Source organism: Bacteroidota bacterium, assembly GCA_037133915.1.
Classification (GTDB): domain Bacteria; phylum Bacteroidota; class Bacteroidia; order Bacteroidales; family CAIWKO01; genus JBAXND01.
The window spans coordinates 23,460-36,376 of sequence record JBAXND010000006.1; the positions used below are offsets into that span (position 1 = coordinate 23,460).

Genomic DNA, 12,917 nt, shown 5'->3' on the forward strand with positions numbered 1-12,917 from the left:
CTTTTAAAACTACGCAAAATTACAACTTATACTACCGGTAAAAAAGAGACAAAAAACCTGATTGCTTTGTTATAGCAATAAAAAAAGGCGCAGAGAATGCCGCGCCTTTTGATTTAAGAACAAATTTTCTACCTGAGTATCGACAGTTTATTGGAAAAATGATATTTATCAATCACAATATCCAGAAGATATAAACCCTGACGAAGGTCACTCACATCAATGGTTGCGGCACCGTTCTCCGTTTGCCCGACAGTTATTTCTTTTACCAGAACACCGCTCAGGCTGAATATCCGCACATGCATTTCGCCAGACAGCGGAAGCCCTGTATTAATGTTAACCTCATCAATGGCGGGATTGGGATAAATAACCGGTTCGGTTGATTGTGCATCCTCAACCGCCGTAACAATGTTACAGGTGGCAGCATAGTAGGCAAGTGAGGTCGTAAAAACAGTGTTCATACTATCATACGGATACCATTGTGCCCCATTGCCAATGTCTGCAAAAACATAGGCAGTATTGAGCCCGCCGGTACCCCGGTAGGGTGCACCAAACACGGCAACCGTATCAACAGGTGTATTATAGGGAACTTCAACAGAGATATAGAATGAGCCGGTTGTAGTTAATGCCGGCGTAAACGAAACAAGGTTATAATATCCTGCCTGCAGCGTGTTTACGGTCACATTTGTTGTTCTCAGTAAAGTGCCGGGCAGCGTGCCATTGCTGTAAACGTTCACAGCAATCTGTGCCGACGGATTCGCGCTGACGGCTTTCGCAAAAGCAATATACACACCGTTCAGAGTATTGTTCAACCCTGTGAATTTCTCGGCGAATTTACTCCATCCGTATTCGTTGGTTCCTGTCCAGTAACCCCATTTGGTCGTGAAAGAATAGTAGGTCGGCGTCTCGGTCTGCAGGATATTTGTTACCGTATCGCAGGTTCCGGGAGTGACACCGCCCGGATGGTTGATGTGAATAACGGCATCGCAGTAATAGCTGAATGTTCCGTTTGTTGTGGCTAAGTTGCTGAGCAGGAAATACCCATTATCATAGCCACTCCATCCCCAGTTAAAATGGAAGGCGTCGGTATATAATCCGGTACCCTGATAGCCGTCGCATACAAAAGAATGTCCGTTGCTTCCGGTATTATCTGAACCGCCATACAACACCGGGAGCGAATTATCAAGATCGCCCTTTATCAGTATGGCCCATTGCAGGTTATTGTAACTCGATTTTGAAACATACTGTGCCGTATTATTATAACCAAAATGGCTGATAAACGCAGTAGGTGCATCAGCATTGTAAGCGCCTGAGCCGGAAGGACTGTAATCCATTTCCACGGCAACACCACAATGATAGATAAGTGTAGCAACAGCCGTTTTTTGTGTGGCGGAACTTCCCGATACAAGATTATTCGGCATATTAGCCCATCCATAGGTAGTGCCGGCAAAATTTGCAGAAAGCGTACCGTAGGTCGGATGCACATATGAATGTGTTCCAACTCCGGTGACCGGATAATTATGATATTTCATAATCTGTGCCATGGCAGTAGCCACGCATCCTGCATACGCCTTGTTGCAAGGACCTCCCGAAGCAGTGGGGCAAAGCTGGTTGTAATAACAATCCTGATTCCAGGTGGTGGTGCAAAGCGGAGCAACCGCCTGAATATCTTTGGATGCGGCTCGTTTAGCGGCATACCGGCTCCATGCATCTGACGTTTCCTTGTCGGGAAGCTGTGAATTTTCGCGTGCGTAAACAATTTGCTCAGCATAATAATTGAGCAAGGCGGTAAGTGCCGGCGGACGGTTTTCTGCGGTATAACTTCCTTCATCGGAATAGCCGAGAACGGGATAAGCAATATCGTCGGCGGCAATAATCACGAATCCGCGACCACCGGCCACATTGAAAATATACATCACGTTCTGCGAATTTCGGGTTTCGGTAAACACCTGATCAATGGTGATGGCATCGTAGCCAATCTTACCATTGATATTCGCTCTTTCGTAAAACAGATTCTTTGCAATAACGCCTGCTTTATTCACATCAACAGGCGCACCAAATGCTGTGCTTACTGCAATTATCGCGAACATCGCGACAAAGCAATTCCTAACTGTTCTCATCCTAATTATTTTTTTGTTTATGCTGTAAAAATTAATCTCAATCAAACCAAAGACAACCCACCTTGAAACAAAGCTCCCCGCCAAAGAGCAGCGGGGAACAAAATTTATTAACTCTTGATATTCGGCAACTCCAGTCCATAGCCCTTCTTTTTGTCTTCTCTCTTTAACAGGATGGCAAAAAATATGGCCAGTACCCCGAATGACATAAAGATGAGCATCGGGAGCGTATAACTGTAAGTTTTCTCGATGGCGCCAACAGGACTCGTAATACAGTATGTATCAAGCACCCAACCAATAAGATAAGGAACGCCCATAAGTCCCCAGTTCTGAACCCAGAAAATCAGTGAATAGGCGGTACCTAACTGTCTGTCGGGAATAATCTTGGGAACTGACGGCCACATTGCCGAGGGAACCAAAGAGAATCCGATACCCAGAACAACCATCAGCAGGAATGCAAAGAACCAATGATGTATAATAGGAACGGCAAACAACAAATGTACGCAGACAATAATCACGGCTCCGATTATCATAATGGTCGCACCTTTTCCTTTTTTATCGTAAATACCCCCAAAAATTGGAGTGAAAAAGATTGTGCCGAACGGTAATAATCCGGGTAACAAACCGGCCCAATATGGGTCAACACCAAATTTGTTTATCATTAAATCGGTAGCATATTTCAGGAACGGAAAAACTGCAGAGTAAAACAATACGCACAAAATGGCAATGTACCACCATCCTTTGTTCAGGACAATTTTAAGAATGTCTTTAAGGCGGAATTCCTCTTCGGGGGCAGTACCGTCTCTTTCCATTTTTTCAGCAATAGAGGCATCCAGTTTTTTGTCCATCACCGAGTACATAAAGAATGCCAGCACGCCTATGCAAAGCATGATAAGGCAAATAAGTATGGGTGTCGAAACCGAGCCCGTACCAAGTGCAATAGGCAGAGATGTGGATAATGCCAGCGCCGTACCAAGCCTTGCAATGGATAACTGCATGCCCATGGCCAGTGCCATTTCTTTTCCTTTAAACCACTTGACTATTACTTTAGATGCAGTGATACCGGCAACTTCAACACCTACACCAAAAATGGCATAACCCAAAGCGGCAACCATTACCTGGCTTTTCCATCCGAATAAAACAACGGCGTCAAGCGAATGAGTTGAAATTGCCCAGTATTTAATAGCCGTGCCGACGACCATAATCAGCGCAGCACCCATCCCGGTAAAACGGATACCCATTTTGTCGAGAATAATACCACCAATAATAAGGAAGAACAGAAATACATTAAACCATCCGTATGCGCTGGTAAAAAAACCATATTCCGTATCGGTCCATCCGAGCTGATTGCGACATAGACCCTGCAGCGGCGCCATTACATCGGCAAGATAATATCCTGCAAACATTGTAAATGATACCACAAATAACGCTGCCCAACGGGCGGCTTTCGATTCACTGAGTAGACGTTGTACCTGTTCAACCATTTCTGTGTGTTTTTTAATGAAAGACAAAGAAACGAAATTATTTTCAGATACATCACAGTGATTTTACCGGGCAATAATTTCGGGATTTTCTATACCTTTGAGATGTAGAATTTTATTGTGTTCAAGATGGATATCCTGATTGTTGCGGCAACAGCCGCCGAGGTGAACGGTTTGTTCAAACATCCTGCTCCCATAAGTAATGATTGGGGAAAATCTATTTTTTTCCGTCATGACCGCTTGGGTGTCCGCCTGCTTATTACCGGTCCGGGAATGGTGCCAACAACGTATTTTATGGGTAGTCTGCTTGCCACGGCACATTTTGATGTTGCCTTAAATATTGGTATCACAGGAAGTTTTACCCATGAGATTCCGATTGGCGAAACCTGTCACATCATCAGCGACCGTTTTGCAGAAACCGGTGCCGATTATGAGGATGGCTTCGTACCGCTGTATTCCATGAAAATGGCACAGCATTATAAACCCGTTTTCATGGATTCCGGCGGCAACATCATGAACAATTCATATCCTCAGCTGTTATCGTTGAACAAATTAAAAAAGGCGGTCGGAATTACGGTGAACACCGTGAGCGGTAACGAAAACGCCATTGAAATATTGAAACGCAGGACGCAAGCGGAAACTGAAAGTATGGAAGGCGCCGCATTTTTTTATGCCTGCATGATGCATAATCTGCCCTGCATGCAGGTGCGGACAGTTTCAAATTATGTGGCACCGCCCGAAAAATCGCAGTGGAACATTGCAAAAGCGCTTGAAAATTTATCGTTGCACTCAGATTATATTCTTGAAGAGCTTAATCAACAGGCATCATGAACACTTCACGTAAAATATCACTGGGCTTCTCCACCTGCCCGAATGATACCTTCATTTTTGATGCACTCGTAAATAGTCGTATTGACACCGAAGGCCTCGAATTTGAAGTTATTATGGCAGACGTTGAGCAATTGAATCAAATGGCTTTGCGCGGCGAAATTGACGTTACCAAAGTGAGTTTCCACGCATACATGCACATGCTTCAATCGTATGTTCTGCTGAATTCGGGCAGTGCGCTGGGCAATAACTGCGGACCACTGCTCATCAGCAAGCACACTTACAAACTCAATGATATCCCCAATCTTAAAATTGCCATTCCGGGCAAATATACCACTGCCAATCTGTTATTAAAACTGGCATTTTCAGAAGTCAAAGAAACTACGGAACTGGTTTTTTCTGACATTGAACATGCTATCATTGACGGCTCGGTTGATGCCGGAGTAATTATACATGAGAACAGGTTTACATATGCCAACAAAGGTTTGAAGAAGATTATAGACCTTGGGCAACTTTGGGAAGGCAGAACCAATTTTCCGATACCTCTGGGCGGCATTGTTGCTTCGCGCAAATTGGAACTGCCACTGCTTCATAAAATAGACAGATTAATAAATAAAAGTGTTGCACAGGCATTTCTTGATCCACTGGCATCGCATGCATTTGTAAAGAAATACGCGCAGGAGCTTTCAGAAGATGTAATTTATCAGCACATCAATACTTATGTAACAAAGTATTCTTTTGACCTCGGCAAAACCGGACGCAATGCGGTAACCAAATTATTCGCGGAAGCAAAAACCGCAGGCATCATTGATTCACTGCCCGAGTCACTGTTTTTGGGAAAATGAGGGCGCTGTTAGCAGTTAGCAATTCGACAATATAACAATTAGTCAATTTGAAAATGAGTCAATTTGAAAATGAAAAGATGAAAAGATGAAAAAATAACAATTCAACAATTAGTCAATTTGAAAATTAGCTAATTTGAAAATGAAAAATAAAACAATTCGAAAATTCGACAATTTGAAAATTTTAGTTTTAAGTTGAAATTACATGTCCAAAAAACAACAAAAAACGGACATGAAGATTGCTGTGTCGAATATCCATAATACGTACGTTTATGTGTATTCGCTCGTCTAAATAATCACATAAAATAGTTTGAATAACATTTCTGCAGCTTCGGCAGGATAGTATTCGATTTCAGACATTCCCGGTTTCAGCCTGTCGTTGCTGTAATCGTCGTTAGTCATAATTCACATATTTTCTTAATGCGTTGATTTAAAGCACAATATGTAATAGCTTTGTGCCGTTATCAATAAAAGAAGTGGGAATTGTTCCCGCGATATATTATACCCCGTTGGGCTTGTGACCCTTCCGGGGCTCTCAATAAAAAAAAAGAAGAAAAACAAAACAGATAATGCTCACAAGAAAGGCATATCAAATTCCGATAGTTTTACTTTTTAAGTGAAGCTGTCGGCGCAGGATAAGAGGGAAAAATGCTATGAAAAAATCAGAGAAAAACATAATACAAACTTAAAATTATTAAACATGGAATCAATTAAAAATGCCAAATTTAGCATACTGAACAGAATCGAAATGGGGAAACTCGTAGGAGGTACAAACGTAACAAGCGGTACAGACCGTGGTCAAAGAACATTGCCTGATGGCAGTACTGTTCGTTGGTCCGCTGATTGTAAAACAATGGATGGCGATAGACTCATTTCATTGGAAACCTACAAATATTCCGAGGATAGTGTCGCTGGTTGGACCAGTCCCTGCAAATAAAAAATAACAAAGTTTTTAGAATTGCTTGGGCATACCCAGGCAATTCTAAAATAAATTAAATCAGTTATGAAACCTATTATCGTTTTTATCCTTTTACTCGGTTGGTTGCAAACATCATACTGCCAATCCAACGCTAAAAATTATTATACAAATATAAATAAAGCAGAGTTGGCAATTTGCCGAGGACGGTTAAAAGCGGCATCAAAATTCTATCGAAAGGCATTCCAATGCAATGAAAGCCCTTACACTATAGATCTATTAAATGCACTCCGGTGTGAATTTTACGGTGAAGCCTCTCCAGAAAGGTTAATTCAATATACTGTCCTATTAAGCGAAATGGGGTCAAGAATTAATAATTGTATTGACAGTGCGGATTATAATAGCACTTATAAATCATTACTTTCTATTCAGGATACAGTTAAGCCAAAATACAATCAAACCCTTGCACATAAATTAGACAGCCTCCTTAATCAGGATCAGATTCCTAGAAGAGCCGGATGCTGGACTTATCAAGATTCCTGCGTTAAAAAAGTGATTTATTCAGACTCATCCAATATGCAGGCAATATGCAATTTGTTTAAGCTTTATGGGACAATAAACGAACAAAGCGCAAGTGTTCATGGTATATTCGATTTGAATATTATTATTCATCACAATTTGCAATGGCGAATCTACCCAATGCAAGAAATATTAAAGAAAGAAGTTTTAGCCGGAAATTTTGATGCTAGAAGTTTTGCAAATATAGAGGACGGCAACTATATGCACCAGCATTTTAATGACACTACGATAAATACTCACAGAATTTATGGCTCAGACAGCTATTACACAATAGCCAATGTGCTTATTATATTCAAAGCTCCCAAAGAACAAAAACAATTGGAGAAAAAAAGGAAGGAGCTCTTTTTGGAAAGCATGGATGAACTGGCCGAAAAAACGATATTCCAATTTAATAACAATAATAAGTACTTTTTCAATTCTTATGTCAACAGTTTAGTATTAGGTAATGATGAGCAAAATAAAGCCTATGCCAAAGAAATCATGGATTTATTTGATAGTAAAAAAGTAAAAGGGAAATATTATATAAAAAAAGATGCTTCTGATACTAAGTGAAGAAACAGACATTACAACTGATATTGTTTGCAATTGGCTGAACCATATGGGAACACGTTACCTGCGGATTAACCAGCAAAATAATGTAAATCTGTTTGATGAAATACAAATTCGATCTGATTATGCTGACATCAGGTTTATCTACAATAACAAGGATTACAGTATACATGAATTTGAAATGGTATGGTTTCGCAGGGGATATTTTAATATCAGCGATTTCCCTTTCTGCCCCGAAATACCTGAAAATACTGTAAAAGCGATGTGCGCTCATTTTTATGACCAGCGAACAACATTGCTCGATTATATCTATGAACAATTTACGGAATTGCCACATATCAACGATCCCAAGGTTTATAATATCAATAAACTTTCAGTACTCCGAGCAGCAGCTCAAGCAGGTTTAAGAATACCGCCAACGTTAGTTACTACTTCTCTGGATATTATTCAAAAATTCGAAAAACAACAAGTATCTTTAATTACTAAAGATATCAGAGAACTAGTTTCAGTAGGGCATAATCATGATGGCTATTTTTCTTCAAGTACTGAAAAGGTTGAATTAGGGAATAATTGTCCCGAAAGATTTTGGTATTCCCTTTTTCAAAAATTGATTATCAAAAAGTATGAACTGAGAATATTTTATTGGGTGGGGACATTTTATTGTGCGGCCATTTTTTCGCAGGCAGATAAAACGTCAGAAATTGATTTCAGAAATAATGACCTGAACGGAAACTGTCCTAATCGCATTGTCGCGTATAATCTCCCTGATGCAATAAAACACAAATTGGGAAATCTAATGACTCGATTGAACCTTGAAAGCGGCTCAATTGATATGATTGTTGACACGCGTGGCGAATACTTTTTTCTTGAAGTTAATCCTGTAGGACAGTTCGATTTCATAAGCAAACTTTGTAATTTTTATATCGAAAAAAATATTGCAAATTTCTTTTCACATGGAACACAAACATTCACAACCAATGATTGCAGAAGACAATAAAAAATATTTTCCTTTCAATTATAACTTCATTATGCAAAGGGCACCGATTCCTGCTGAAGATACCAATTGTTTAATATCTAAGCCGATTAGTATTTTGGCAGTCCAAAATGAGAACGCTTTTTTCGACACATTCTATAAAAGCATTACCCGCTTCTGAAGATGATTGAACTTGACAAATATTTTCACTTATTCTCATGTTGCCTTCCTGTAAAAGGAAGCTGCCGATCAGCTATTGTTGATTTACAAAGACATCAATTTCATTGTATTCCCAATGAACTTTATGCAATAGTCACAGAGTCCAATTCCGCTACTGTCAAAGAAACAACCGACCGGCTAAAGGAGTGCGATCGTCAAGTTGTACTTGAATACTTTGATTATCTGATTGAACAGGACCTCGGCGTGCTACTTAAATCTTATGAAATTGAACTTTTTCCGAAATTAAACCTGCAATGGGATTTTCCCTCAGAGATCAGTAATGCAGTCGTTGAGATATCGTCTTGCTTTGGTGAATACATAAAGAAAATAATTACGCAGATTGACACGTTGAACTGTTTTTTTATTCAATTTATTTTTTACAAACCCGTTACACGACAAGAGTTGGGAAAAATACTTGAAATGTGTAATTGTACATCTGTTCGTTCTATTCAGCTTAACATGCCATTTTCAAGTTTGGCAGGAGAGTCGGATTATATTGCCCTATGCAAAGGTTTTCACAAGATTGCTAAAATAGAATGTTTTGACAGTCCAATAGATAAAGTTGAAAATGTTTATGGCGAGATCGGGAAAATAATCTATTATTCAAAGACAATTCAATCTTCAAGGAGTTGCGGAGTAGTGGATATCGCGTATTTCCCAAACAATATAAGCCACTTCACCGAATCCCAACATCACAACACCTGCCTGAACCGAAAGGTGTGTATTGATATAAACGGCGATATTAAAAATTGCCCGGCCATGAGCCGAAGTTTCGGCAATATCAGAGATACTTCTATAGCCCAAGCCATTGCAAAGCCCGGTTTCAAAGACTTGTGGAACATCCGAAAAGATGATATTGAGGTTTGCAAAGATTGTGAATTCCGCCATATGTGTACCGACTGCCGTGCATTTATTAAAGAGCCAAATAATATCTATTCGCAGCCGGCCAAATGCACTTACAACCCGTATATCGCCAAATGGCAGGGAGAGGAAGGATATATAAGCATAGAGGATATGACTGCCCGAGAATGAGAGAAAATGATTTCTCCACATGGATCTCTTTACTAAAGACAATGAAACATCTTACTAAAAAAGTTGTCGCGGTTTTAATATTACTTGGCGCCTCAATATGGGGTTACAGCCAGAACCTTGTTGTTAATTGCGGATTTGAGAAATGTGCGCATTGTCCTACGTATTGGAAACAAATGAGCATTGTTCCCGGTTGGAGCCATTCCAACAGCCTTACAAACTACCATAGTTTGTGCAATAATAATTTCTCTTTCGATGAAAAATGGAAAGCCAAGCCTCATGAGGGTAAAGCGGCCGCAGGCTTTCACTACGAAAGCGGGCTCATCGGTACATTGATACAGCCGTTGGAAAAAGACACGCTTTACAAGGTAAGTGCCTACTTTTATTCCGTATTTACAAATCCTTGTAATATTAATGTTTTAGGCGTTGTTTTCCGTGATTCGACCCAACGCTATCCTGTCGAATTGCAAAATAAATATATCGGGAACGGGCAAACGACACCATACTATTTTATTTACCCCGATGGCGTTTTCAATGAAAAAAACTATGATAGAAATAGACCGGAATGGCACCGGTTAACAAGCTATTTTAAAGCAAAAGGGGGTGAGCAAGAACTATTTCTAGGTTGCTTCCAAAAATATTTTTTGATTACGCCTGATAGAGACACAATATTTTATGATTTGGGCACTAAAAAATGTGAAGGCTATTTTGATTATTTTTTAGTTGATGATGTCGTTGTAGAGAAATACCATGACACTATTGCGCAGGATCGTCCTCTGGTACTTGAAAATATTTATTTCGAATCCAATAAATTCGAGCTTCTGCCTGCTTCGTTTGTCGCATTGGATAACCTCACCGATTATCTTCTGTTACACACAGAATGCAGAATTGAAATTTTCGGACACACGGATAACGTTGGTGAAGATGTTGCAAACATCAGTCTATCATTGAAAAGAGCGACTTCGGTAAAACGCTATTTGGTCGGCGGAGGCGTTGCTGAAAGTAGAATAAGCGCAATGGGATTCGGCTCAACCAAACCCCTTGCCGAAAACGAAACCGAAGCAGGTCGTCAGAAAAACCGTCGAATTGAAATAAAACTTTCAAGATGAAAGACTACAATCAGCGTTTTCAGGAAAAATTCAAATACAACAATTTGCCTGTTTATGCGGCTTATTGGACTATGGCACTAAAAGTCAAGTATCAAAAATCGCATGTAAATTTCTTTCACCAACCATCAAAGGTCCATAATACCCGAAAACACCTTTGCACCGGGTTTTATAAACCGATTACGAAAACGCTTTGAAAATGTCCAGTTTGAAATATCAATTGAATGATATCTTCGTGATGTTTGCGAATTGTATTCCGGTAAAAGGATACAAGCGCAGCATTATCTATAATCTTCAATATTCGGATTACCTGCCTGTACCGAACAGTATGATTGGGTTCGTGGAAATGCTTTCAAAAATGACAATTGAAGATGTTTTGCGCCACTTTAAAAATGACCATGAAACAGCCCTTTCATATCTTGAATTCCTCATCAACAATGGGTTAGGACAAATTATTGACGGCCGGTATAGAAAACATTTTACGCCAATGTCAATGTCGTTTCATACCCCGTCATCGATTACAAATGCCGTAATTGATATTAAAGATGACTTCTACATCAATAAAAAAATTATCGATGAACTATCCGTCCTGAATTCACACACTCTGCAGATAAGGTGTTTCCATGACTTTAACATGAAAATGATTGAGCGTATCTTAAACATGGTAAACAGCACATCAATATTTAACATTCAGATTTTTATTACCGAAAATACACAGATTAGTAAACCTGAAATCGACCGTTTATTGAGTCGCAATCCCCGAATTGAAAAGCTGATTGTTTTCAATTCAAAAAGAAAGAACAATAAAAGTCCGGCATTTCGCAACTTTTGTCATTTCGTTGAAACAGCTCTAACGCCAAACGATTGCGGAAAGATTTCACCTGCATATTTCATCACTTCAATTTCCCTCTTCACCGAATCCCAACATCACAACACCTGCCTGAACCGAAAGGTGTGTATTGATATAAACGGCGATATTAAAAATTGCCCGGCCATGAGCCGAAGTTTCGGCAATATCAGAGATACTTCTATAGCCCAAGCCATTGCAAAGCCCGGTTTCAAAGACTTGTGGAACATCCGAAAAGATGATATTGAGGTTTGCAGAGATTGCGAATTCCGCTATATGTGTACTGACTGCCGGACGTTTATAAAAGACGAAAAAAACATTTACTCACAGCCATCAAAATGTACCTACAATCCGTATATCGCCAAATGGCAGGGAGAGGAAGGATATATAAGCATAGAGGATATGCCTGCCCGAGAATGAGAGAAAATGATTCATTGGAAATGTAATATTTCGACAAGCTCAATGTCCCCAGAATCAATTACTAAAATCTCAATGATTCTTTTTTACTCGTGTCCAAAAAACAGCAAAAAACGGACACGTTCTGTATATCGTACCATTTTTTTACAAAGCCATTTTAATATTATTCAGATGGAACGGGCTTTCCAGCCATCGGCAGTGAATATCATCACGTTTGTGTAACCAATATCTTTCAACAGCTGCCGGGTTTCTGAAAACTGCTGAGAGATATCTTCAGGCTTGTGGGCATCGGAATTTATGGTAACAGGAATATTCAGAGAATGACATTGTTCCAGCACATTTACCGAAGGATAAAGTCCGTTGTATTTTTTTGTGTAAATGCCGCGCGTATTCACTTCTACAATGCATCCTGTTTCGGCAATTACACGCAGTGTTTTTTTTATCAGGGCTTTGTACCAGGTATCTTCTTCGGTAAAATACCTGCCCTTATTGTTCATTTTTATTTTATCGAAATGGGCAATGATATCAGGTTTTTCGGTGTAAAGCATCTCCATCACCTGTCTGAAATAGGCTTCAACACCCGATTGTATATCGCCTTTAAAAACTTTTTCAAGTCCCTTATCAAAATTCGTGACCGGTCCGTCGATGAACCACAATCCGGGCAAACCTTTTTTAGAAACAAGATGCACTGCACCGATTATGTAGTCAAGCCCGCATGAATTCTTAAGCCGCGCAAACGGAAAAGAAGCGCCCGGAATATAGTCGGCTTCAAGCGCCAGTAAAACATTCAGGCGACCGGCATATTCCTCTTTCAGTTTTTTTATGGTGTCGCAATAGGTCGGAAGGTTGGCATAACTGAGACTCCAGGCATTATCAAACGGCACGGGCGCATGCGACGAAAATCCGAGCGTATGAAATCCCTGACGAACAGCCTCTGCGGCATATTCATCAGGTGCACCATGTCCGTCGCAAAAACTACTGTGTGTATGATAATTGGTGAGCATCCGGTATTTTTAA

At 40.1% G+C, this 12,917-nt stretch carries 11 protein-coding genes; 8 read left to right on the forward strand and 3 right to left on the reverse strand.

Annotation, left to right across the window (positions count from 1 at the left end; translation table 11 throughout):
• Positions 1–128 precede the first annotated feature (128 nt).
• Together WCM76_03370 and WCM76_03375 are read right to left on the reverse strand one after the other, a co-directional pair.
• Positions 129–2,117, reverse strand: a complete 1,989-nt coding sequence (locus WCM76_03370; protein MEI6764654.1) for a thiol protease/hemagglutinin PrtT — start codon at positions 2,115–2,117, stop codon at positions 129–131.
• A 107-nt stretch (positions 2,118–2,224) separates the two neighbouring features.
• The gene (locus tag WCM76_03375; protein ID MEI6764655.1) at positions 2,225–3,598 is read right to left on the reverse strand and encodes an MFS transporter; all 1,374 of its coding nucleotides are present in this window, start codon (positions 3,596–3,598) and stop codon (positions 2,225–2,227) included.
• 126 nt (positions 3,599–3,724) lie between these two features.
• Between WCM76_03375 and mqnB the strand changes: the two genes are divergently transcribed.
• The 8 genes from mqnB (at position 3,725) to gwsS (WCM76_03415) (ending at position 11,903) form a co-directional block, all read left to right on the forward strand.
• Positions 3,725–4,426, forward strand: a complete 702-nt coding sequence (gene mqnB / locus WCM76_03380; GenBank protein MEI6764656.1) for a futalosine hydrolase — start codon at positions 3,725–3,727, stop codon at positions 4,424–4,426.
• On the forward strand, positions 4,423–5,268 hold the full coding sequence (locus tag WCM76_03385; protein MEI6764657.1) for a 1,4-dihydroxy-6-naphthoate synthase: 846 nt from the start codon (positions 4,423–4,425) through the stop codon (positions 5,266–5,268). The genes mqnB and WCM76_03385 overlap by 4 nt, the downstream gene beginning before the upstream one ends.
• 745 nt (positions 5,269–6,013) lie before the next feature.
• Complete coding sequence (locus tag WCM76_03390; GenBank protein MEI6764658.1) at positions 6,014–6,202, forward strand: hypothetical protein; 189 nt, start codon at positions 6,014–6,016, stop codon at positions 6,200–6,202.
• Between the two features lie 66 nt (positions 6,203–6,268).
• Entirely contained in the window at positions 6,269–7,312 is a 1,044-nt protein-coding gene (locus WCM76_03395; GenBank protein ID MEI6764659.1) for a hypothetical protein, read from the forward strand.
• Positions 7,293–8,306 carry a grasp-with-spasm system ATP-grasp peptide maturase gene (gwsG, locus tag WCM76_03400; GenBank protein ID MEI6764660.1) on the forward strand — a complete coding sequence of 338 codons (1,014 nt, stop codon included), beginning with the start codon at positions 7,293–7,295 and terminating at the stop codon, positions 8,304–8,306. The genes WCM76_03395 and gwsG overlap by 20 nt, the downstream gene beginning before the upstream one ends.
• 159 nt (positions 8,307–8,465) lie before the next feature.
• Positions 8,466–9,533, forward strand: coding sequence for a grasp-with-spasm system SPASM domain peptide maturase (gwsS, locus tag WCM76_03405; GenBank protein ID MEI6764661.1), 1,068 nt, complete (start codon positions 8,466–8,468; stop codon positions 9,531–9,533).
• A gap of 227 nt (positions 9,534–9,760) precedes the next feature.
• Positions 9,761–10,639, forward strand: coding sequence for an OmpA family protein (locus tag WCM76_03410; GenBank protein MEI6764662.1), 879 nt, complete (start codon positions 9,761–9,763; stop codon positions 10,637–10,639).
• A 196-nt stretch (positions 10,640–10,835) separates the two neighbouring features.
• Positions 10,836–11,903, forward strand: coding sequence for a grasp-with-spasm system SPASM domain peptide maturase (gene gwsS / locus WCM76_03415; protein ID MEI6764663.1), 1,068 nt, complete (start codon positions 10,836–10,838; stop codon positions 11,901–11,903).
• Between the two features lie 164 nt (positions 11,904–12,067).
• Here the strand turns inward: gwsS (WCM76_03415) and WCM76_03420 are convergent, their stop codons facing one another.
• Positions 12,068–12,904: a histidinol-phosphatase gene (locus WCM76_03420; GenBank protein MEI6764664.1), complete on the reverse strand. Its 837-nt coding sequence runs from the start codon at positions 12,902–12,904 to the stop codon at positions 12,068–12,070.
• Between the last annotated feature and the right edge of the window lie 13 nt (positions 12,905–12,917).